The organism is Streptomyces clavuligerus, from assembly GCF_005519465.1.
In the GTDB taxonomy this organism is placed as follows: domain Bacteria; phylum Actinomycetota; class Actinomycetes; order Streptomycetales; family Streptomycetaceae; genus Streptomyces; species Streptomyces clavuligerus.
The window spans coordinates 6,468,668-6,490,826 of the sequence record NZ_CP027858.1 but is presented as its reverse complement, the minus strand read 5'-3'; the positions used below and the strand labels follow the sequence as shown (position 1 = coordinate 6,490,826).

Genomic DNA, 22,159 nt, shown 5'->3' with positions numbered 1-22,159 from the left:
GCGTGACGGGGGCGCGGGTTCACGGCCGCGCGCCCCCCTCGCGACGTACGCGCCGACCGCTCCGGGCGGGGTCGTGCGGTCCGGCCGGGCCGGTCGGTCAGGGGTGCTGGGAGGAGCGTTCGGCGGCCTGGCGGGCCACCTCGGTACGGGAGCGGGCGCCGAGTTTGGTGAGGATGCTGGAGACATGGGTCTGGACGGTGCGCGGCGAGAGGAACAGCTCCGCCGCGATCTCGGGGTTGGAGCGGCCCTGGGCCACCCGGTGGGCCACTCTCAGCTCGGCGGGGGTGAGGGCGGCCCAGCCGGTGGACGGGCGTCCGTTCCGGGCGGCCCGGGGGCCCGTACGGACGCCCAGGGCCCGCAGCCGCCCGACGGCGCGCCGGGCGTCCCAGGCCGCGCCGAGCCGCGCGTACCGTTCCAGGGCCTGTTGCAGCAGTTCCCTGGCCGCCGCCGGTTCGCCGAGCGCGGCCCGGACGGCCGCGCCGTCCTCCAGGGCCTGGCCGAGGTCGAGCGGGCGGGCGACCCCGCGGTAGTAGGCGACGGCCTCGGCGAGCGGGCCGGGGTCGGCGTCCACGAGCCCCCGGCAGCGTGCGGCGGCGGCGGTCCGCGCCGGGTGGTGTTCGCGGTCGGCCTCCCCGGCGCTGATGACGGCGGCGGCGCGCGCGGTGGCCCCGTCCCCGGTGCGCAGGGCGAGCCGCACGATGTCGGGCATCCACTGGAAGCGCTGGTCCAGGTCGCGGGCGTAGCCGGGGTCGAGGGTGGGGAGCAGGACCGCCAGCGCCTCGTGCGGGCGGCCGGACCGCTCCGCCAGCAGCGCGCGGGCCATGAGGGGATAGCCCCCGCGGTTGCTGTGCGAGCCGCAGGGGGTGGTCCGCCCGGCGGCGGCCTCGCAGTGGGCCCGGGCGTCGGCGCCCCGGTCGCGGTGGCCGTGGACGAGGGCGGCGACGCTGTGGCGGAGGGAGGGGAGCCAGGGGTCGACGGGGTCGGGCTGCCGGTCCAGCCGGGCGAGGGCGTCGTCCCAGCGGCCGGTGGTGTAGTCGAGGAGCGCGGCGGTCACGGTGATGCCGCCGAGCTGATCGGCGGTGGCCCGGCCGGCCGTCTCGTCCCGGGCCCGGTCGAGCGCGGACCGCGCCTCCTCGGGCCGGTCGACCAGGCCGAGCATGACCGCCCGGTAGAGCAGCATGGTGACGCGGAGGTCGGTGAGGGTGCAGGTGAGCCAGCGGGCGCCGGTCCGGTCCACCCGTGCGGCGGCGCGCAGGGCGAGGGTGTTCTCGGCGAGGGCCGCCTCGGTGCGCCGGTCCCGCAGCAGGGCGCAGGACAGGGCGTGCCGCCCGTATGCCTCGCCGAAGGGGTGCCGTCCGGACCGGGCGTCGGCGATGACCTGCCGGGCGAGGACCGCGCACCGCTCGCTGTGACCGGCGCCGTGGTGGATCGTGGCGCGCAGCCCCTGGAAGAGCGGGGCCCAGGCGGCGTCGGCGGCTCCGGTGCGCTCGGCCCGGTCGAGGGCGGCGAGGGCGTCGGCCCAGCGGCCCTGGACGTACAGGCCGTGGGCGAGCGCGGCGGTGAGCTGGACGCGGGCCTCGGGTGCGGTGGTCTCGTCCAGGAGTCCGCGCAGGGTCGCGGTGCTCGCGGGGCCGCGCAGCAACAGGGCGGCGTGGGCGAGGTGTTCCTTGAGGGCGGCGTGCCGGGGGTCGTCGGCGGGGAGCCGGGCCAGACAGCGGCGCAGCAGGCCGACGGCGCTGCCGGGGGCCTGTTCGGCGAGGTGGGGCGCGGCGCCCGCGAGCCAGTCGAAGGCCCAGCCGTCCCGGTCGGCGGTGAGGGTTCCGGCGATCGGGAGCAGTTGTCCGGCGACGCGTTCGAGGTCCGCGCCCGCCGCGGCCAGGGCGTGGGCGGCGGCGCGGTGGTGTTCGGCGCGCTCGGGGGCGGGGACGGTGGCGCGCAGGGCCTCGGCGAGCGCGGGGAGGCGGAAGCGGAGGTGGTCGCCGGTGTCGACGAGGACTCCGGCGGCGAGGGCGTCGTCGAGGGGGTCCAGCAGGTCGAGCGGTGGCCGTCCGGTGACGGCGGCGAGTTCGGCGGCGGTGAAGGCGGGGCCGAGGAGGGCGGCGGTGCGCAGGGTGTCCCGGGTCGCGCCGTCGACGAGACCGTCGGCGACGGCGGCGAGGCCGGTGGCGGCAGCGGGACCGGAGCCGCCGCTGCCGGAGCTGCCGGAGCTGCCGGAGCTGCCGGAGCTGCCGGAGCTGCCGCCGGAGCCTGAGCCGGTGCCGGTGGGCGGGTCGGCCGGACGGGCCGCGGGGCCCGGGAGAGCCGGAGGAACCGGAGGGTTAGGAAGGGTCGGAGGGGCCAGGGGGGTCGGAGGGGCCGGGTTCCGTTCCGTGCGGTCGGGGGGGAGCAGCGTCCGTATCCAGTGGGGGTTGCCGCCCGCCCGGTCGATCCGTTCGCGGAGTTCGGGGCCGGGCGGGGCGCCGGTGAGGGCGCCGACGAGCGCGCGGGCCTCGTCGTCGGCGAGCGGGGCCAGGGTGAGCAGGGTGGTTCCCGCGTCGAGGAGGTCGCGCCGGAGGCCGGCGAATCCACCGGGGCCGCCGGGGCCGGGGAGGCGGCGTGCGGTGGCGACGAGCAGCAGGGGCAGCCGGGCGGTGCGCCGGGCGAGCCGCTGCCACAGCAGCAGGGTGGTGGGGTCGGCGCGGTGGAGGTCGTCGAGGAGAAGGGCCAGCGGTCCCTCGTCGGTGACCCGGCGGATCAGGTCGAGGACCCGTTCGGCGAGGGCGGGATCGGGTTCCCCGGCGGCGGTGGCGGGGATACGGGGCTGGGGGCCGCGGAGCAGTCCGGCCGCGAGGGCGCGCAGCACGGGGCGGACGGGTCCGGGCCGGGCGAGGGCTTCGAGGACGGGGCGCAGGGGGGTGTGCCCGTCCTCGGCCGTCGCGGCGAGGGTGGTGCGGCCGGTCCGCCGGGCCTCAAGCCGGGCCCGGTGGAGCAGCGCGGTCCTCCCGATGCCGGGTTCGCCCTCGATCAGCACGGAGTGCCCCCGGCCGCTCGCCAGTTCCGCGATGTACCGGCTCAACCGCTGTGTCTCGGGGGCTCTGCCGGTCCAGACGCCGTCGTCGCCGCGGGCCCTCCCCGTCGTCACGGCCTTCACGGTCGTCGGTCTCCTTTCCGGTGGCGGGCGCGGGGGCCGGGGCGGCCCCGCGGGGCGGGGCCGCCGGTCCGTTCAGCGGCCGTCGGCGGCCCGCTTCCCTGCCGATGTCGATACGGGTGCGGGCGCCGAGCTTGGTGAGGATGTGCGAGACATGGGTCTGGACGGTGCGCGGGGAGAGCAGCAGTTCGGCGGCGGCCTCGGGGTTGGAGCGGCCTTCGGCGACGAGGAGCGCGACCTTCAGTTCGGTGGGGGTGAGGGCGTCCCAGCCGGTGCGGGGGCGGCCCCGGGCGCCCCGGGGGCCGCGGCGGACCCCGAGGGCACGCAGCCGGGCGTCGGCGCGGGCGGTGTACCAGTGGGCGGCGAGAAGCTGGTAGAGGTCGACGGCGTGGTTGAGGCCGCGGCGGGCCCCGTCGGTGTCGCCCTGCGCGGCCAGCACGGCGGCGAGGTCCTCCTGGGTGCGGGCGAGACAGAGCCGCATGCCCTGGCGCTGGTAGTGGTCGGCGGCGGCGCGCAGCGCCCCGGGTTCGCCCTCGGCGAGGCCCCGGCAGCGCTGGGCGAGCGCGCGGGGGCCCCGTTCGCCCGGCGCGGTGTCCGCCAGGGCCCCGGCGAGGGTCACTGCGGTGGCCGCCAGCGTCCGGTCGCCGAGGGCGAGGGCGATCCTGACGGTGTCGGGGAGCCAGAAGGCCCGGTGGCTCCAGCGGCCGGGGGGCTCCTCGCACAGCGCGTCCCGGAGGGCGGCGAGCGCGCCGTGCGGGTCGCCGTCGCGTTCGGCGAGCAGGGCCTCGGCGAGCGGGAGATAGCCGGGGTCGGTCCCGGCGGGCGCGGCGGCGCGGGCGGCGGTGAGCGCGGCCCTGGCCGCGTCGCGGCGGTCCCGGCCGACGAGGATCACGGCGTCGAGCCCGTACGGCGGGGAGGGCTGCCAGGGGGCGGGCAGCGAGCGTCCGAGGTCGAGGTCGTCGAGGGCCTCGTCCCAGTGCCCGGCGCGGTAGTGGAAGCGCGCGGAGACGGTGTGCGCCCATGCCTTCCGGGCGGGCGAACCGGTGCTGTCGGCGAGCGCCCTGGCCTCCTCCAGCAGGGCGCGGGCCTCGCCGTCGCGGTCGTGCACCCCGAGGAGATGGGCGCCGAGGAGGGTCTGGACGAGCTGGATGTCGCGGGTCTCCGCGCGCCGCCGGGCGGCGGTGCGGGCGCGGACGGACTCCCGCAGCGCCGCCGGGTGGTCGCCCGCGTGGGTGAGCAACTGGGCGCGGACGGAACGGGCGTACGCCTCGGCGACGGGGGCCCGTACGGCGAGTGAGCGCTCCAGGGCCTGGTCGGCGAGGGTCCGGGCCTCGTCGAGACGGCGGCCCCCGCAGAGCAGGGCGGCGCGCAGGGCGAGGAAGCGGGCGGTCCGCGCGGGGCGGCCGGGGAGGGCGTGGACGGCGAGGGCCTCGTCCACGAGGGGGTGGGCCTGGGCGGGGCGGCCGTCCTGGAGCAGGGCGAGGGCGGTGAGGAAGCCGAGCCGGGAGCGGCGCGCGGGGTCGGCGGCGCGGTCGTACAGCTCCCGGGCCCGGGTCACGGCGTCGGGCAGGCCGAGCAGATACGCGGCGTGGGCGGCGGCGTCCTGGAGCCGGGCGTGGCCGGGGTCCTCGGGCGGCACCCGGTGGAGGTGGCGCGCGGCGAGGCCGACGACGGCCCGGGGGTGGTGGCGCAGGAGTTCGCCGAGATGGCGCAGCAGCCAGTCGGTGGCCCAGTCGTCGCCGGTCCGGTCGGCGGGCAGCAGATGGGCGGCGACGCGGTGCGCGGGGGCGCCGAGGGCGGCGAGGGAGCGGGCGGTCCGGCCGTGGAGGGCGGCGCGGACGGTGGCGGGGACCCCGGTCCACACGGCCTGGCGGGTGAGTTCGTCCCGGAAGCGCAGCCGGTGCTGCGGGGGTTCGGTCTCCTCGACGACTCCGGCGGCGAGGGCCTCGCCGAGGGCGGGGAGCGGTGCCTCGGGGGCGCGGTCGAGGGCGACGGCGAGTTCCGTGCGGGGGAAGGGGGCGTCGAGGAGGGCGGCGACGCGCACCAGGGTGCGGGCGTCCGGGGAGAGCGGGCCGAGCCGGTCGGTGAGGGCCGCGGCGAGCGCGGGCGGCAGCGGGTACGGGGGGCCGTGGGCGAGGTGCCCGTCGTCGGCCGCCCGGCCCGGGGCGGAACGGTCGGGGGCGGTACGGTCCGGGGCGCCGGGCCGTGGCTCCAGGGGGGTGGCGCCCAGCAGGCCGGGGGTGTCCGGGGCGCCCGCGGGGTCGAGTTCGGCGGTGTCGGCGGTGACTCGTACGGCCCCGGCCCCGGCGAGGGCGGCGAGGAGGGTGCCGAGGTGGCGCGCGTTGCCCCCGGTGTCGCCGAGGCGGCGCAGCAGCCGGGGTCCCGGCGGTGCGCCGAGGACGCGTTCGGCGTGGCGGGCGGTCTCGCAGAGGCCGAGCGGCGCCAGGGTGAGCCGGGCGGCACCGGCGTCGGCGGCGGCACGGGCCGCGGCGGGGGGCAGCGGGGCGCCGGGGGCGCCGCGGGTGGCGGCGACGAGCAGCAGGGGCCTGCGCGCTGCGGCCTCGGTGAGCCGCCGCCACACCAGTTGGCTGGCGTCGTCGGCCTGGTGGAGGTTGTCCAGGACCAGGACGACGGGGGCGGTACGGCAGACCTGGGCGATCAGCGCGAAGAAGCGGCGGACGGCACCGGCCGGGGGGCCGCCGCCCTGGGCGGCGCGGCGGATGTCCTCGGTGGGCAGGTCGGGTTCCAGACAGTCGAGGAGGGCGCCCAGCGGGGCGGGGCCGGTCTCCCGGGCCGCTCCGGCGAACACCCGGCAGCGCAGCCGGGTGGCCTCCTCCGCGACAAGGCCGAGCAGCGTGCTCTTGCCGGAGCCGGGCTCTCCGTCGACGAGCAGGCTCGCGCCGTGTCCCGCGGCGGCGTTCTTGAGCAGTTCGCGCACGCGCTGGAACTGGTCCTCCCGTCCGGCGCGGACGGGTTCCCCGTTGTGCTGTGCCACCGGAAGCGCTCCTCACCGCGGCGGTGTCGGACGGGGGCGGCCGTACGGCGGCGGAGCAGTGGTGTGCTGTGCCGCCGCGGCGCCGGTTCCCCTCACTGTGCAGTCGACAACGTGCCGGTGGGTGCCGGGGTTCAGCGGGTGGTCGCGGTGTGCGGCCGCGTCGCCCGGAAAACGCCGTTCCGTGGCCGGGCTCAGTCGAGTGTGCCGTACGCCCTGAGGACCCCGCGGAGCGAGCGCAGCGCGTAGTAGGTACGGGACTTCACCGTCCCGGGCGGGATACCGAGGGCGGCGGCGGCCTCGTTGACGGAGAGTCCGCGGAAGTAGACCTGCTGGAGCACGGCGCGGTGGTCGTCGGTGAGCCGGGCCAGCGCGGCGCGTATGTCGAGCGCCTGGATGGAGGGCTCGATCGGGTCGTCCGCGGGGATGAGGGTGTTCTCGGTGCCGTGCACCGCCTCCCGGGCGCGGGAGAGCCGGGCGCGGCGGGCGTCGATGGCGAGCCGGCGCGCCACGGTGAAGAGCCAGGGACGCATCGACTCGTGCCGGGTGTGCAGGGCCTCGGGGTGGCGCCAGGCCCGGATCATCGTCTCCTGCAACAGGTCCTCGGCGCGCTGGGTGTCGCCGTAGGTCAGTCCCAGCAGAAAGCCGAACACGGCCCGGCCGTGCTCGCGCTGGAGCTGGGCCAGCTCTTCCTCGGTGGCGCGGGCGGGGGCGTGGGGTGCGGCCTTGCCGGGGGCCGGTGCGGTCACGGCTGCGCTCCTCGTCTGGCGTTCGGACTGTACGGCCGGTCAGTTGCCGGTCGCTTTACTGGGTCCGGCAAGCCTGCGGCCGGGGCCGGGTACGGAATATCCGCCGGGTGGCGGAGTTGACGGGCCCCGTCGGTCAGCGGTCGAACGGTACTGAGCGACCGCTCAGCGCACGGATGAGTGGTCGAGCGGTCGGCGGTGAACCGTCCGGCCCCGCCGTACGTGTCACAACCGCAGCGAGCGCCGCGCGGAGCCGGGGCCCCTGGGGGAGCCCGGCCGTCGAAACCTGCCCGCGCGGGGTGAACGCACTGCTGGGACGGGGGGTGTACGGGGTGCTCCCGGCGGCGGTCCGCGCCGGTGCCCGACGGTTCGGCGAGCGGCCGAGCGGCACCGCGGCTGTCTGCCGGACGGCGCCTTCGGGCCGAGCGGGCCATGGTGCCGCGCTGGAGGGGCGCACGGCCGCGACCGCTGCGGCCCGGCGCCCCGCGCGGCTCCCCCCGGGCGCCGGACAGGCCCCGGAGGGGAGCGCGGGACAGCGCTCAGATGTCCTCGGACACCCGGCCGACGGAGGAGCGCACGATGAGTTCGGTCAGGAGCGAGACCGGCTCGTTCACCGTTCCGTTGCGCAGGTCGAGCAGGGCCCGCATCCCGCGGGAGCCCAGTTCCCCGAGGGGCAGCCGGACGGTGGTGAGGGGCGGCGAGGACAGGGCCGCCACGGGCAGATCGTTGAAGCCGACGACGGAGAGATCCTCGCCGATGCTCAGATCCAGCGCCCTGGCGGCGGCGTAGACCCCCATGGCCATGTTGTCGTCGTCGCAGATGACAGCCGTCGGGCGGGGGGAGGCTGACAGCACCTCGACCATCCGTTCCCGGACCTCGGCCGGGAGGAAGGAGCACACCAGATGATCCGCTCTCACCTGCGGATGGCTGAGGGTGCACTGGTCGAACACCTCCGCCCGCCGGGCGAGGGTCCAGGCGCGGCGCCGGGCCCGCAGATGCATGATGCGCCGGTGCCCCAGCTCGGTCAGATGGGCCAGCGCCTTCGCCATCCCGCCGCCGGTGTCCATGGTGACGGCCGGGGTGCCGGGGGTGGGGGCGTCGTCCAGGACGACCAGCGGGAGCCCGCCCCGCAGACCGGAGACGACCTCCGCCGACAGCGAGCAGGCGATGACTCCGTCGAGCGCCTGCCGGGGCGCGGGGAACGGGCCGAAGCCGTCCTCCGCGCTGAGGGGGAAGACCACGACACCCAGGCCGTTCTGCGCGCCGACACGGGCCGCGCCCGCGTGGACGGCGGCGAAGGCCGGGTTGACCAGGGTCGGGACGACCAGGAGCACCGTGCCCGTACTCCCGAGCCGCAGACTCCGGGCGGACTGGTTGATCCGGTACCCCAGATCGTGGGCGGTCGCCATCACACGCCGCGCGGTCTCCTCGCGAATCCTGCCCTGCCATTTGCCGTTGAGGACCAGCGAAACCGTTGATTGGGACACATCTGCCACGCGCGCTACATCATTGGACGTTATGGTGCGAAGCTGATCGTTTCCATTCATGTATCCGCCTGTCGCCCGAAATCCTTTGTGCTTTCCCTCTCCTTCGCCCGCGGCGCCATTCTGGTTCTCTGCATTTCACGGCCATCCATCTGTGTACCGTACCGGCCGGACGGAAATCGCCTCCCCCGTATCACCGGCCATTTCGCACGGGACCTGACGGAGCATCACAGGTGTCGCGGCCGGGGTCAGTCGCCCGGCCCGGACCCCGCCGGAACCGGGTCCTGGGACCCGACCGCCCGCGCCAGCAGCGGCACCACCAGGCCGGTGACGGCGAACACGGCACCGAGGGCGAGCCAGCCGGTGGCACCCGTGTCGACGACGGCGATGGTGAGCAGCGCCGGGCCCGCCACCGTCATGCCCGTGGCCCCCAGTTGATAGACGCTCAGGTAGTACGTGCGCTGCTCCTCGGGGGCGAGACCGTAGGAGATGCCCCAGCCACCGGCCGACTGCCACAGTTCACCCAGGGTGAGCGGTACGGCGGCGAGCAGGAGCAGCGCTCCGGCCGTCAGCGCGTCCGCCGGTCCGGTCACCGCCGTCAGGGCGCAGAAAAGGGCCAGCGCCAGTCCCGCGGCCCGCTGTTTGCGACCGGCGTGCGCCATGTCGTCGCCGCCCTTGCTGAGCCGCACCTGGAGCGAGACCGCGAGCACGGTGTTCACCACCAGGGCGGCGCCGACCAGGCCGCGCGGCGCCTCGGTGTGGGTGACGATCCAGAGCGGGAACGCCACCGACAGGATCGGGACATGCAGATAGAGAATTCCATTGGCCAGCGAGAGCAGCAGGAACCGCGCGTTCTTGAACGGCAGCAGCTTGGCGCCCCGGGGCCCGGACCGCCCGTCCCCGCCCGTCCCCCGGCGCGGGAGCCTGAGCCGGGTCAGCAGTGCGGCGGTCACCAGGAACGCCGCCGCGTTGGCCAGGACGAAGCCGACATAGGTACGGGAGTCGGCCATGGTGATGACCACCGTGGCAATCACGGCGGAAAGCGCGTAGGCGGAATTCCGCGCCACCGCGATGAGGGCCATGGCGCCGACGCGCGAGCCCTCCTCGGCCGTCGCTCCGGCCACCGACTGGATGATCGGCCCGACGGCCTGCTCCACCGCGCCGACGAAGCAGGCGACCACCAGGAACATCCGGAAGTCGTCCACGAAGGGGTAGACGAGGAAGGCCGCGGCGCGCCAGAGCTGGAGCGCGATCAGGACCGGGCCGTCGCCGAACCGGTCCGCCAGCCATCCGGTCGGGATGGCGCAGGCGACCCCGAAGAGCCCGGCGATCGAGAGCCCGAGGCCGACCTGCGCGGTGCTGAGCCCGATCACCTGGGTGTAGAAGAGCGTCGAACCGGCGAGGAAGAAGCCCCGGCCGAAGGCGTCCACGAACGCGATGAGGACGAAGACCCGGCCCGCCCGGGACTTCGGGAAACGTCTCAGTGCGCGCCGGAGCAGCGCCCACCCGGCCCTCGGCGGTGGGGTGGCGCTCTCCTCGCCCTGCGTCGTGCTGGGCCCTTGTCCCACGGGTGCGTCTTCTCCCTGCTCCGGCCGCGTCGGACGGCTCGCGCCGACGGGTGTGCTAACTGACGGTGATACGGACGGCTTCACGGACCGTCGCGTCGTACTGCTCCAGCCGCCGGGGGTCGGGGGCGTCGAACAGCGCGGTGACGGCCCGGCCGAAGGAGTCGGACAGCGGCCCCAGTCCGGCGCCGCGCGCCTTGAGCACGAGGACCTTCCTCAGGCCGGGCGGCGCCTCGGGACCGGCGGGCTCGACCGCGGGCCACAGGCCGTGGTCCACCACCCAGAAGGGGTCCACCCCGGCGTGGCCGTCGACGGCGACGCCGTCCAGCTTCCCCGGGGCGTGGTCGAAGTAGATCTGCCGGGCCCAGCGGCGGGGTTCCGGGTGCCGCACGGGCAGGCCGAGCGCCGCGTCCACCACGGATGCCTCGATCGAGGCGCCGGTGGCCAGTTCGTAGAGGTGGAGTATCCCGTCGCCCGGCGGGCGGGCCGCGATCTCCATCAGCGCGATCCGGCCGTCCGCGAGGACGCGGTACTCGCCGTGGGCCATGCCCGTGCCGAAGCCGAGCCGGGCCAGCACCGCCGCCTGGGCCTCCTTCAGCCGCCCGGCCTCGTCCTCGGTGAGGTTGCAGGCGGGCAGGGTGTGACCCATCTCGACGAAGAAGTCCCCCTCCTCCTCGTTGGTCGACTTCTGGGTGACCCCGGAGAAGACCGGGACACCGTCCGCGACGATGGTCTCCACGCTGAACTCGCGTCCGGACACCCGCTGTTCCAGGAGGACCGGCGATTCCGGCGCCACCTCGTCGAGGTGCGCCGCCAGGGCCTCCTGGTCCCTGATCACCCGGACCCCGATGCTGCAATAGAGGTCGAGCGGCTTGGAGATGAGGGGGTAGCGGTCGGCGAGGGCCGTCAGGACCGTCTCGCGGGAGCCGCTGGAGAGCACCGAGACGGGGCTCCACTCGGCCAGATAAAGCCGCTGGAGGTGCTTGTTCCGGCAGACGCGCGCGGCCCGGGGCCCGACACCGGGGAGCCCGAGGAGGTCGGCGGTCTGCCAGCCGGGCTCCACGAAGGTCTCGGACGAGGCGAAGACTCCTCTGATGTCGTACTCGGCGGCCCACGCGACGACCTGGCGGAGAATCCCGGCGAGGTCGCCGGCCGCGAGGAACTCCAGCCGCTCCACCGCCTCGAAGGGGTGCCCCGGCCTGCCGACATAGGAGACCGCGACCTCCTCCAGCGGCCACTGGGGCGGCCCGGTGACGACCAGGCTCCGCAGCCCGCGCGCGGCGATGGCCTCCAGATAGGCCCCGGCCTTCGGGAGGTCCGTGAAGAGGATGAAGGCGGGCGGCCCGGCCGCACCGGAGGGAGCCATGGTGATCTCCTTGAGAGGGTCGTGCGGCCCGTACGGCTGCCGCGGGTCAGTCGCGTGCGGCGGCGATACGGGCCAGGAAGGCGGTGGTGATCGCCATGACGGCGTGCCCGGTCATGCCGCCGACGTCATGGCTCGGTGCGAACTCCACGATGTCATAGGCGAGTACGGGCTCCGGAAGCCCCTCCAGCAGACCCAGCAGCTCGCCGCTGCCGATCCCGCCCGCCACCGGGGTGCCGGTGCCGGGGACGCAGGAGGCGTCCAGGACATCGATGTCGACCGTGACATAGAACGCGCCGACGCGCCCGGAGATCTCCGCGAGCTGCCGCAGATACCTCTGCCGGGCCCCGGCCGGGTCGTCCGTGAAGGCCGCCGCGGGCACCTCGTTGATGCCGTTCGCGCGGATGAAGTCGACCTCGCCCGCGTCATAGGCGCGGGTGCCGACGAGCAGCACGTTCTCCGGGGCGACGGCACCCTCCTCGACGATCCGCCGCAGCGGGGAGCCGTGGGAGATGGTGGAGCCCTGGTAGCCGTCGAGGACATCCGGGTGGGCGTCGAACCAGACCAGCCCCAGATCCCGGCCCCGGGCGGCGGAGCAGACGATCGGGTAGGTGAGCGAGTGGTCGCCGCCGAAGGTCAGCACGGGTGCGGTGACCTCGTCGAACACCGACCGGTAGACCTCCCGGACATGGTCGATCGTCCGGGGCAGGTCGAAGCGCCAGGTCTCCACGTCCCCCCGGTCGAGCAGGCGCAGCCGGGAGGCGTCCCGGCCGCGCCGGTCGGTCGTCTTCAGCCGGTTCGACAGCTCGCGCACCCGGCCGGGGCCCAGCGAGGCGCCGCCCGCGCCGCCCGCGCCGCCCTCGAAGGGCACCCCGATGACGACCACGTCCGGCTGTTCCGCCGCGCCGCGCGGAACGGCGAGGCCGTTCCAGGCCCGGGCGCCCGGCTCCGTCAGCTCCTGCACTGAGGTTCCTCTCCCCTGTGGTCCCGGCCCGGCTACGGCAGTGCCTGGACGGAGAAGTCGAACCCGGCCCCGTCCCGGACACGGGCGACCACATCGGCCATCGGGGTCACCACCGCGCAGTACGAGGCGAGCCACTCCAGCGCCCTGACCCGGTCCTCGTCCCGCGTCGAGACGACGCCGTCGGAGGGGACGACCACGTTGTAGCCGCGGAAGTGCGCGTCGGCGGCGGTGGTCTGGATGCAGACCTGGGCCTGCATCCCGGTGATGATCAGGGTGTCGATCGCGTGCTCCTCCAGGTACTCGTGGAGCTTTGTCTCGAAGAAGCCGCTGTCCTTCTTCTTCTCCATGACGACGTCCGAGGGGTGGACGAACTCCGGCAGCAGCTCCGCCCCGGGCGTGCCTCTCAGCACCGGGATGCGGCCGTCGTGGAGTTCGAGCTTCTTGTCGCCCTCGTCATAGATGAGCTGGAGGTGGATGACCGGGACCGCCAGTTCCCGCAGCTCCGAGAGGAAGCGCAGAAAGTCCGGAGTCATCCGTTCCACGTTGGCCTTGCGCTGTTCGTTCTTGTCGACCAGGTCGCGCTGGAGGTCGTTGGTCAGGACCGCGTATCGGGACATGTCACTTCCGTTGTGAAGTCCGGGGGGCGCCAGGGCGGGGCACCCGACGCCCAGGACATTAGTCATACGTATGAAGGACTGCAACGGGTCTCCCCCTGAAAGTCCTTGCAGACAAGGGACTTTGAGTGCTTGTCAGATTGTCATGCGTATAACTAGTCTCCTGGACGCCGGAGCCCGACCCGAGTCGGCTGGCCCATCCGGCGCTGAGAACGGGCCAGTTGACGCCCTGCTCCATCCTTCGTGCCAGCGAGAAAGCAGAGGTATGCCATGACCGAGCGTCTTTCGGTGCAGATCGACGAACGGAACGACGCGTTCACCAGCGCGGTGAAGAGCAAGCTCCTGAAGGAACTGCCCACCGCGAGCACGGAGTCGCTGGAGTGGCTGGTCATGGAGCACTACCAGTTCTCCTTCGCGAACTGCGGTCTGCTCCAGGCCGCCGTGGAGTGCACCAGGACGCTCGCGGAGCCCGGCGTCTCGGTGGAGCTCCAGCGGAACGTGGACGAGGAGGACGGCCACGCCCCGATGTACAAACAGGGCATGCTGAATGTCGGTACCGATATGGACCAGCGGGTGGAGTTCCCGGCCACCACCGCCTTCCTGGCGGAGGTCGAGGCGCTGTGTGCCCCGGACCCGTCGCGCGCGCTCGGCGCGCTGTACGCGACGGAGACGGCCGCCATCTTTGAACACGAGGTCCTCTTCGAGATCTGCCGCGAGATCTCCGACCGCCGGGGCTTCCCCTACGAGGGCAGCCTGATCAAGCGCTTCCACGACATCCACCTGGAGGACGGGGTGGAGCAGGGCCACAAGGACGGCCTGGCCGCGTTCGTGGACCTCGACCAGACCGGTGCCACGTTCACCGAGGGCGAGGCGATCGACCGGGAGGTGGTCCGCCAGGGCGGTCTGGACGCGATCCAGATCATGGAGGTCTGGTGGGACGCCCTGCTCGGCAAGGCCCTCGCCGAGCCCGCGGGCACCGCCGCCTGACCAGACCACAACGCCGCGAGCAGGAGAGGTTGGCACGTGACAGACAAGGTCGTCCTTGACCATGGAGCCGGTGGCGGGATGAGCCAGGAGCTCATCTCCGGGACCATCGCCGGGATACTCGGTGACACCTATATCGGTGAGATGGAGGACAGCGCGCTGCTGGAGCTTCCCGGCCCGCGCATCGCGATGACGACCGACTCGTTCGTGGTCGACCCGGTCTTCTTCGGCAACGGCGACATCGGCAAGATCGCCGTCGCCGGTACGGTCAACGACCTCGCGGTGAGCGGTGCCCGGCCGCTCTATCTCACCCTGGCCGTCGTGCTGGAGGAGGGTTTCGCGCTGGCGGACCTCCGCCGTGTCCTGCGCTCCGTCAGGGATGCCGCCATCGCCGCGGAGGTGAAGATCGTGGCCGGTGACACCAAGGTCGTCCGGCGCGGGGAGGCGGACGGGATCTTCCTCAACACCACGGGTGTGGGGGTGCTGGAGCGTCCGTTCACCCTCTCCAGCCGGGCGCTGAGGGCCGGTGACCGGGTCATCGTCACGGGCTTCCTCGGCGACCACAGCATCCATATCCTCTCGCTGCGCGAGGGGCTGGGGTTCGAGCAGCGCGTCCACAGCGACTGCGCGGTGCTCAGCCATGTCATCGCGGACGTCCTCGACATCTGCGGGGACGGGGTGCGCTGCATCCGGGACATCACCCGCGGCGGACTCGGCACGGTCGTCAACGAGTTCGCCCAGGCGTCGGCCGTCGCCATCGAGCTGGACGCATCGGTTCTGCCGATCCGGCCGGAGACGGCCATGGCGGCGGACATGCTCGGTGTGGACGTGATGTACCTGGCCAACGAGGGCAATCTCTGTCTGGTCGTCGCGGCCGAGGAGACGGAGGCCGCCCTCAAGGCCCTGCACGCCCATCCGGAGTGCGCGCGGGCCGCGGTGGTCGGGGAGGTTGTCGCCGGTGCGGACGCCGGTGGGGCCGGTACCGTCCGGATGACCGGCGCGGACGGCCGCGTCTCCACCGTCGAGCTGCTGTACGGGGCCCAGTTGCCGAGGCTCTGCTGATGACGTCCGACGCCGTCCGCAGAACCGTCGAGGTGACGGGCTTCGTGCAGGGCGTGGGCTTCCGGCCCCATGTGTACCGCCTGGCCACCCAGCATCTGCTGGGTGGCTGGGTGCGCAACGACGCCCGGGGCGTCACGATCTGCGTCGAGGGACCGCGGGAGGCGGCCGACCTGTTCGGCGAGGCGCTGCTGAAGCGGCTGCCCGGACTGGCCCGCGTCGACACCTGCGCCGTGGTCGCCGAGGAGCCGGTGCGCGACTGGACCTCCTCCTTCACCGTCCGGCACAGCACAGCGGAGAGCGGGGCCGGAGCCCTGGTCACTCCGGACAGCCATGTGTGCGCCGACTGCGCCAGGGAACTCTTCGACCCGGCCGACCGGCGCCACCGCTACCCCCTGCTCAACTGCACCGACTGCGGACCGCGGTACAGCATCATCCGCGGACTCCCCTACGACCGCCCGAAGACCACCATGGCGGACTTCGCCATGTGCCCGGAGTGCCGGGCCGAGTACGAGTCCCCCGCGGACCGGCGCTTCCACGCCCAGCCCACCGCCTGCTGGTCCTGCGGCCCGCAGGTCCGGCTGCTGCTGCCGGACGGCTCCGACGCCGGTACCGCCGACCCCGTGGCCACCGCCGCCGGCCTGCTGCGGGACGGGCACATCCTGGCGGTCAAGGCACTCGGCGGCTACCAGCTCATGGCCGATCCGCGCAGCCCCGCCGCGACAGCCGAGCTGCGGGCGCGCAAGGAGCGCAGCAGCAAGCCGTTCGCGCTGCTCGTACGGGACAGCGCGACCGCCGCGGAGTACACCGTGCTCGACGACCGGGAGCGGCGCCTCCTGGAGTCCCCCGGACGCCCGATCGTGCTGCTCCGGGCCCGGCCGGACAGCTCGCTCGCGCCCGGTGTCGCGCCGGGCTCCGCCACGCTGGGGCTCATGCTGCCGGCCACGCCCCTCCAGCATCTCCTCCTCGCCGCCGCCGGCCCGGTCCTGATCGCGACCAGCGCCAACGCGCCGGACGAGCCGATGGCCCGTACCGAGGAGGAGGCGCTGCGCGGACTGCGGGGCCTGGCCGACGCCTTCCTGGTGCACGACCGCGAGATCCATATGCGGGTGGACGACTCGATCGCCCGGGTCGTGCACAGCACGGTCGAACCGAAGGTCACCTTCGTCCGGCGGGCCCGCGGCTATGTCCCCGACCCGGTACCGGCCCCCTTCCCGGTGCCGCCCGTCCTGGCGCTCGGCGCGGAACTCAAGAACACCGTGTGTCTCGGCAGCGGCGACAACCTCTATGTCAGCCAGCACATCGGCGACCTCAAGTCCCTCGGCAACCAGCGGTTCTTCGCCGACACGATCGCGCATCTGCGCTCCGTCTTCGGTGTGACGCCGCGGTATGTCGCCCACGATCTGCATCCCGACTTCCACAGCACCCGCTACGCCGCCTCCTGCCAGGACGTGCGGCTGGTGGGAGTCCAGCACCACCATGCCCATATGGCCTCCTGCATGGCGGACAACGGACTGGACCGGCCCGTGATAGGAGTCGTCTTCGACGGCACCGGCTACGGCACCGACGGCACCATCTGGGGAGGCGAGTTCCTGATCGGCGACTACCGCGGCTTTGAGCGGAAGGCGCATCTGGCACGCTTCCGGCTGCCGGGCGGCGACAAGGCCGTACGGGAGCCCGACCGGGTCGCCATCGGCCTGCTGGCGCAGCACTTCGGCGCCGACGCCGCGACCCTGCCGCTCGACCTCCTGCGGCGGCGGGACCCGTTCGAGGTCGGCGTCCTGATGAAGATGGCCACGCGTGGGGTGAACGCGCCGGAGACCTCCAGCATGGGACGGCTGTTCGACGCCTGCTCCGCCCTGCTCGGCGTGTGCGGGCGGGTGGGGTACGAGGGACAGGCCGCCATCGAGCTGGAGCAGCTCATCGCCTGGGACCACACCCCGGTGGAGCCCTGGCCGGTGCGGCTGCGGGAGGAGGACGACCGGCTCGTCATCGACCACGGCCCCTGGCTGGAGGGGATGGTGTCGGACCTCTCCGGCCCCGGCGGCTCCGCGGCGCGGGTGAGCCGGACGTTCCACGAGAGTGTGGTGCGCGCGGTGGTGGAGGTCTGTCTGCGGCTGTCGCACTCCAGCGGGGTGACGGACACCGTCCTCAGCGGCGGTGTGTTCCTCAATCAGCATCTGCTGGTCAGGGTCGAGGAGGAGCTGACCCGGGCCGGACTCGGGGTGTACACCCACAGCCGTATCCCCACCAATGACGGCGGGCTCTCCGTGGGACAGGCCATGGTCGCCGCGGCCCGGGTCGGCGGATGACGACGGCCGGCCGATGACGGAGCCCGAGCGATGACGAGGGCCGAGCGATGACGGACCCCGAGCGATGACGAAGGCGGACATGGACGAAGAACGGATCAGGGCGAGCCTCGACGCCATCGTGGGGCAGATCCGGCGGTACGTGCCCAGCATGGCACCGTACTTCGAGATCGACAGGCCCCTGGGCGAGTACGCGGCGGGGCTCCAGCCGACCTGGGTGGACCCGGTCCACGCCGAGCGGCAGGAAGGCGTCGCGCGCGCCGTCCGGCGGGTGCTGCGGCAGGCGTTCGGGCCCGCCGCCGCGGGGCTCTCCGTGGACGCGCGTGATGTGCGCGCGATCAACATCGTGGACCACCATCAGCTCCTCAACCATCCGCTGCTGCTGGGGACCAACATCATCGCCAACGCGGACCGGCTGGTGGGGGGCGGCGACCGGCGGCCGATCGTGACGTTCTCGTGCAGCAATGTGCCACCGAGCAACCATTACATGCGCAACGGCTTCCAGTTCCGCGGGGAGACGATCCCCTACTTCCGGGCGAAGGAACACCGTGACGCGATGTACTACACGGGCGTCCGCTCCTTCGACTTCGTGGAACGGCTCCGCACGCTCCGGCGCTGGGACCGCTTCACCCCCGACGACCAGGACTTCCTGATCGAGTACCAGGGGTTCCTCAACGGTCTCGACCACCCGCACACCGACCGTCACCGCGACCAGCTCGCCGTCGCGCTGCGGCACACCTGGCCCCTGCTGTTCGCCCGGGAACTCCGCCGGGACATCCCGGAGTTGCTCTACGCCAACTCCGAGGACGTGGCCCGGGAGTGCCTTCTCGAACTGCTCACGGAGGAGAACTTCCTCTCCGCCGCGCTCTTCGACCCCGGGTTCCGGCAGCAGGTCCTGGACGCCTTCCGGGGCGTCGTGGTCGCCTGGGACGAGGCCGCCGACAAGGGCACCCACTTCTTCTGGCGCAAGTACCCCGGCCGGCCCCGGCTCCTCCGCCTCTATGCCGAGGGGTCGGAGCTGGTACCGGCGGACCCGCGCTTCCGGCACCTCACCGTGCCCCTGGAGCCCGCCGCCGTCCGGGACCACCTGGAACGCGAGGAGATCATCCCGTCGGTCGCGCTGTGTATGAGCGTCCTGCTGTACGCGGGGGTCAAGCCCCTGGTGGGGCCGGGTTCGCTCGTCTACACCACCCAGCTGAGGGACGGCTGGACCGCGCTTCTCGACCGGCATGGGCACCCCGCCGAGGCGGCCCGGGTCGCACAGGTCGACACGGCGGGCCTGATCGCGGGAACGCCGATGTTCTTCGGGCGTTCGGGGGACGCGGTACGGACGCTCTACGCGGCCGATGTCTTCAGCGGGGGCGGTATGTCCGAGAGCTATATGAAGACCGTGCTGAACGCTCCGCTCAAGGATCTGCTGTCGGTCGGTTCGAGTGGGGTCTACAGCCTGTTCTCGCACTCCTACATCCCGAAGGAGGAACGGCTCACGGAACGCATCGGCTTCGACGAGGCGGCGACCCTCATCCACGGCTGGGTGTGACCGCCCGCCCGACCGGCCGACCGTCCTGTCAGCGGTCAGCCGTCAGCCGTCAAGCCGTCAGCGACGGACGCGGGGCATGCCGAGGCCGATCCAGGCGATGATCTCCCGTTGGATCTCGTTGTTCCCGCCGCCGAAGGTGAAGATCACGGCTGAGCGGTAGCCGCGTTCCAGCTCTCCGTGGAGCACCGCTCCGGCGGAGCCCTCCTTGAGCGGGCCCGCCGCCGCGGTGATCTCCAGGAGCCAGGCGTACACATCGCGGCGGGCCTCGGAGCCGTACACCTTGACGGCGGAGGCGTCCTGCGGGGTGAGGGTGGAGTCCTGGACGGCGTGGACCATCTGCCAGTTCAGCAGCTTCATCGCGTCGAGGCGGGCATGGGCGCGGGCGAGCCTTCCGCGGACCCAGCCGAGGTCGATGACGCGGCGGCCGTCGGCGAGTTCCGTCCCGGCCGCCCAGCGCTGGACGTCCGCGAGGGCGCGGATCGCGACAGTGCCATGGGCGGCGAGGGTGACCCGTTCGTGGTTGAGCTGATTGGTGATCAGGCGCCAGCCCCTGTTCTCCTCGCCGACGCGGCGGGAGGCGGGGACCCTGATGCCGTCGTAGTAGCTCGCGGTGGTGTCGTGCGAGGCGATCGTCCTGATCAGGGTCGAGGAGTAGCCGGGGTCGGAGGTCGGCACCAGGAGCAGGGTGATCCCCTGGTGCGGCGGGGCCTTCGGGTCGGTGCGCACGGCGAGCCAGACCCAGTCGGCCGTGTCGCCGTTGGTGGTCCAGATCTTCTGTCCGTCGACGAGGTAGTGCCCGGTCTCCAGGTCTCCTTCGCGGACGGCCCGGGTGGTGAGCGCCGCCAGATCCGTGCCCGCGCCGGGCTCGCTGTAGCCGATCGCGAAGTCGATCTCCCCGGAGAGGATTCTCGGCAGGAAGTACGCCTTCTGTTCCTCGGTGCCGTAGCGCATCAGTGTGGGGCCGACGGTGTTGAGCGTCATCAGCGGCAGTGGCACACCCGCCTGGGCCGCCTCGTCGAAGAAGACGAACTGCTCCATCGGGCTCAGTCCGCGCCCCCCGTACTCCACGGGCCAGCCGACGCCGAGCCAGCCGTCGGCGCCGAGTGTGCGCAGCGTCGCCCGGTAGAAGCGCTTCTGTTCGGCGGGGTCGGCGTGGCGGGCGTAGGCGTTGTCCGGCACCAGGCCGGCGAAGTAGGCGCGCAGTTCCGCGCGCAGTCGCTGCTGTTCAGGCGTGTAGGCGAGATGCACGGCCCCTCCAGGGTCCTGCGGTCGGGCGCCCCGGCCGCGTCCCCGGCGGCGCGGCGCACACGGTAGAACGTGTTGCAAGAATCCGGAAGAGGCAGGGTCCGGGGGCGCCGGTCGGCCGATCCCGGGAGGCGCCGTCGGGCGGGGCGTGCGAGGGGGTGTGGTCAGCCGGTGGGGCGCAGCAGCAGGAGCGCGATGTCGTCGCCGCGCCGGTCGCGGGTGCCCGGTGGACCGATGAGGAGGTCGGCCAGCTCCTCCAGGGGGCCGTCGGGGTCGGCGGTGCCGAGCCTGCGGGCGAGTCCGGCGAGCGCGTCGTCGATGTCGATGCCGGGGTTCTCCACCAGGCCGTCGGTGTAGAGGGCGAGCACGGAGCCGGGGGCCAGCGGCAGCCAGGTGGTGGGGTAGACGGCGCCCGCGTCGACCCCCAGCAGCGGTCCGCCGGTCAGGTCCAGCGCCCGGACGGTGCCGTCGGGTTCGCGCAGCAGCGGCTGGGGGTGCCCGGCGCGGGCGATGTGCGCGGCGCGGCCCGCGAGGTCGAGGTGGAGGTGGACGCAGGAGGCGAGGAGGTCCGCCTTGAGATCGATCAGCAGCCGGTTGGTCGACTCCATCACCTGCCCCGGCGGCTGGCCCACCGCGACATAGGCGCGGACGGCCGTACGGACCTGGCCCATCAGGGCGGCGGCGGTGACGTTGTGGCCCTGGATGTCCCCGATGACGGCGGCGGCGCTGCGGCCCGCGGGGACGAGGTCGTAGAAGTCGCCGCCGATGTCCATGCCCTGGGTGCCCGCCAGATAGCGCGCGGCGGTCTGGAGGCCGTCGATCGCGGGAAGCGAGCTGGGCAGCAGCGCGGACTGGAGGCCGTGGGCGAGCCGGTGTTTGGTGTCGTACAGACGGGCCCGCTCCAGGGCCTGGGCGATGAGGCCGCCGAGGCTGGTGAGGACGGACCGTTCGTCGGTGGAGAACCGGTGCTCGCGGGCGAAGCCGAGGACACAGGTGCCGACGGGCCGCCCCGAGGCGATCAGCGGGAGATACGCCCAGGCGCGGAGGCCGTCGGGGGTGGTGTGGCGCTCGGGGTAGACCCGTTCCAGCTCCTCCTGGGACTCGAAGAACGAGGGCACCCCCGTGATCAGGGCCTGGGCGCCGGGGATCGGCGCGGTCAGCGGTACGCCGTCGAAGCGTTCCACCAGACCGCGGTCCACGTAGCCGCGCTGCCCCAGGACCCGGAGCCGTCCGTTCTCGGAGCCGAGGAGCACCAGGGCACTGCCGCCGAGGGAGGGCATGATCTCGTCGGCGACCAGGTCGACCACGTCGGACACGCCGACGGCCTCGGTGAGCGCGATGGCCAGATTGGCGATGTGGGCGATGGTGACGAGCCGGGCCGGGTGGCGTTCCGCGGGGTTCCCGGTGCCGGTGGCGGCGGCGGGTACGGCCGAGGCGGCGCGGGTGATGTGGGCGGTGACGCCGTCCCGGCCCGGGTGCAGCCGGAAGTCGAGCCAGTCGCGGGGCGGGCGGAGCGCGGTGAACGACGTGGTCCGCTGGCTCATCAGCGCGGCCCGGTAGCGGTCCTCGTACACGGGGTCGTTCAGCCACGGCACGGAGGTCCACAGCACCCGGCCGACGAGGTCCGCGGCGGGGATGCCGACGAGGTCGCCGGTGGCGGCGTTGGCGCAGACGACCCGGCTGTTCACATCGAGGGCGCAGACGCCCTCGGAGAACCGGTCGAGCGCGCGCTGGGCGAGGGACGCGCCGTCCGCGCCCTCCGGTCCCGCCGGGGGCGCGCCGAGGAAGTCGGGCTCGGCGACGACGACCCCGGTGGCGGCGGAGCGGCGCAGCCGGTGGGCGAGGCGTTCGCAGGCGGCGGTGAGGAGTTCGCGTTCGGTCGGGGACAGTTCGGGCGGGTGGGAGACGGGCCAGGTGAGATAGGCCGCGCCGTAGATCTTCCCGTCGGTGGCGACCGGGAGGGCGGCGAACCGGTACTGGTAGGGGAGGGCGACGGCGATCCGGGGGTAGCGGCGGGCCATCTCCTCCTCGTCGGCGACCCAGACGAGGCGCCGCTCGCGGACCGCGTCCGCGACGGGCAGCGGGGAGGCGAGCGAGATCCGTTCCCAGGGCGTGGAGAAGGCGCGGGGGAGCCCGGCCTTGACGACCATGTCGAGCACCGGAGCGG

General features: G+C 73.7%; 14 protein-coding genes. 4 read left to right on the top strand and 10 right to left on the bottom strand.

Translation table 11 applies throughout. The features are described 5' to 3' along the window. Positions 1-97: 97 nt before the first annotated feature. From CRV15_RS37485 to CRV15_RS27235, 8 genes are all read right to left on the bottom strand, one after another. A complete protein-coding gene (locus CRV15_RS37485; RefSeq protein WP_129555070.1) occupies positions 98-3,055 on the bottom strand; it encodes a helix-turn-helix transcriptional regulator in 2,958 nt (985 codons plus the stop codon). Beyond that, positions 2,949-6,122: an AAA family ATPase gene (locus CRV15_RS37480; protein ID WP_078564384.1), complete on the bottom strand. Its 3,174-nt coding sequence runs from the start codon at positions 6,120-6,122 to the stop codon at positions 2,949-2,951. Before CRV15_RS37480 ends, CRV15_RS37485 begins: the two co-directional genes overlap by 107 nt. Before the next feature lie 191 nt (positions 6,123-6,313). Next, positions 6,314-6,868 (bottom strand): sigma-70 family RNA polymerase sigma factor, encoded by a 555-nt coding sequence (locus CRV15_RS27260; RefSeq protein ID WP_003958500.1) that lies wholly within the window; start codon positions 6,866-6,868, stop codon positions 6,314-6,316. Between the two features lie 536 nt (positions 6,869-7,404). Further along, entirely contained in the window at positions 7,405-8,412 is a 1,008-nt protein-coding gene (locus CRV15_RS27255; protein WP_003958501.1) for a LacI family DNA-binding transcriptional regulator, read from the bottom strand. Positions 8,413-8,597: 185 nt separating this feature from the next. Then, positions 8,598-9,917: an MFS transporter gene (locus CRV15_RS27250; protein ID WP_003959323.1), complete on the bottom strand. Its 1,320-nt coding sequence runs from the start codon at positions 9,915-9,917 to the stop codon at positions 8,598-8,600. 55 nt (positions 9,918-9,972) lie between these two features. Beyond that, positions 9,973-11,280 (bottom strand): ATP-grasp domain-containing protein, encoded by a 1,308-nt coding sequence (locus CRV15_RS27245; RefSeq protein WP_003959325.1) that lies wholly within the window; start codon positions 11,278-11,280, stop codon positions 9,973-9,975. Positions 11,281-11,326: 46 nt separating this feature from the next. Beyond that, positions 11,327-12,241, bottom strand: a complete 915-nt coding sequence (locus CRV15_RS27240) for an arginase family protein (RefSeq protein ID WP_003959326.1) — start codon at positions 12,239-12,241, stop codon at positions 11,327-11,329. 32 nt (positions 12,242-12,273) lie between these two features. Beyond that, entirely contained in the window at positions 12,274-12,858 is a 585-nt protein-coding gene (locus CRV15_RS27235; RefSeq protein WP_003958505.1) for a cysteine hydrolase family protein, read from the bottom strand. 267 nt (positions 12,859-13,125) lie between these two features. On the opposite strand from CRV15_RS27235, the gene CRV15_RS27230 reads away from it, so the two are divergent. From CRV15_RS27230 to CRV15_RS27215, 4 genes are all read left to right on the top strand, one after another. After that, a complete protein-coding gene (locus tag CRV15_RS27230; RefSeq protein ID WP_003958506.1) occupies positions 13,126-13,842 on the top strand; it encodes a DUF3865 domain-containing protein in 717 nt (238 codons plus the stop codon). 78 nt (positions 13,843-13,920) lie between these two features. After that, complete coding sequence (gene hypE / locus CRV15_RS27225; RefSeq protein ID WP_003959328.1) at positions 13,921-14,901, top strand: hydrogenase expression/formation protein HypE; 981 nt, start codon at positions 13,921-13,923, stop codon at positions 14,899-14,901. After that, positions 14,901-17,210 (top strand): carbamoyltransferase HypF, encoded by a 2,310-nt coding sequence (hypF, locus tag CRV15_RS27220; protein WP_003959329.1) that lies wholly within the window; start codon positions 14,901-14,903, stop codon positions 17,208-17,210. Before hypE ends, hypF begins: the two co-directional genes overlap by 1 nt. A 64-nt stretch (positions 17,211-17,274) precedes the next feature. Beyond that, positions 17,275-18,747, top strand: a complete 1,473-nt coding sequence (locus tag CRV15_RS27215; protein ID WP_003958509.1) for a hypothetical protein — start codon at positions 17,275-17,277, stop codon at positions 18,745-18,747. Positions 18,748-18,804: 57 nt separating this feature from the next. Here CRV15_RS27215 and CRV15_RS27210 read toward each other — a convergent pair whose 3' ends face one another. Both CRV15_RS27210 and CRV15_RS27205 read right to left on the bottom strand, forming a co-directional pair. After that, entirely contained in the window at positions 18,805-19,995 is a 1,191-nt protein-coding gene (locus tag CRV15_RS27210; protein ID WP_003958510.1) for an acyl-CoA dehydrogenase family protein, read from the bottom strand. A gap of 161 nt (positions 19,996-20,156) precedes the next feature. Next, positions 20,157-22,142 carry a SpoIIE family protein phosphatase gene (locus CRV15_RS27205; protein WP_086012158.1) on the bottom strand — a complete coding sequence of 662 codons (1,986 nt, stop codon included), beginning with the start codon at positions 22,140-22,142 and terminating at the stop codon, positions 20,157-20,159. Positions 22,143-22,159 lie beyond the last annotated feature (17 nt).

Bases quoted from the DNA above. Each gene is read 5' to 3' on its own strand.
- CRV15_RS27255 (WP_003958501.1), bottom strand. From the start codon at position 8,412: ATGAATGGAAACGATCAGCTTCGCACCATAACGTCCAATGATGTAGCG.
- CRV15_RS27245 (WP_003959325.1), bottom strand. From the start codon at position 11,280: ATGGCTCCCTCCGGTGCGGCCGGGCCGCCCGCCTTCATCCTCTTCACG.
- CRV15_RS27235 (WP_003958505.1), bottom strand. From the start codon at position 12,858: ATGTCCCGATACGCGGTCCTGACCAACGACCTCCAGCGCGACCTGGTC.
- CRV15_RS27230 (WP_003958506.1), top strand. From the start codon at position 13,126: ATGACCGAGCGTCTTTCGGTGCAGATCGACGAACGGAACGACGCGTTC.
- hypE (WP_003959328.1), top strand. From the start codon at position 13,921: ATGAGCCAGGAGCTCATCTCCGGGACCATCGCCGGGATACTCGGTGAC.
- hypF (WP_003959329.1), top strand. From the start codon at position 14,901: ATGACGTCCGACGCCGTCCGCAGAACCGTCGAGGTGACGGGCTTCGTG.
- CRV15_RS27215 (WP_003958509.1), top strand. From the start codon at position 17,275: ATGACGAAGGCGGACATGGACGAAGAACGGATCAGGGCGAGCCTCGAC.
- CRV15_RS27205 (WP_086012158.1), bottom strand. From the start codon at position 22,142: ATGGTCGTCAAGGCCGGGCTCCCCCGCGCCTTCTCCACGCCCTGGGAA.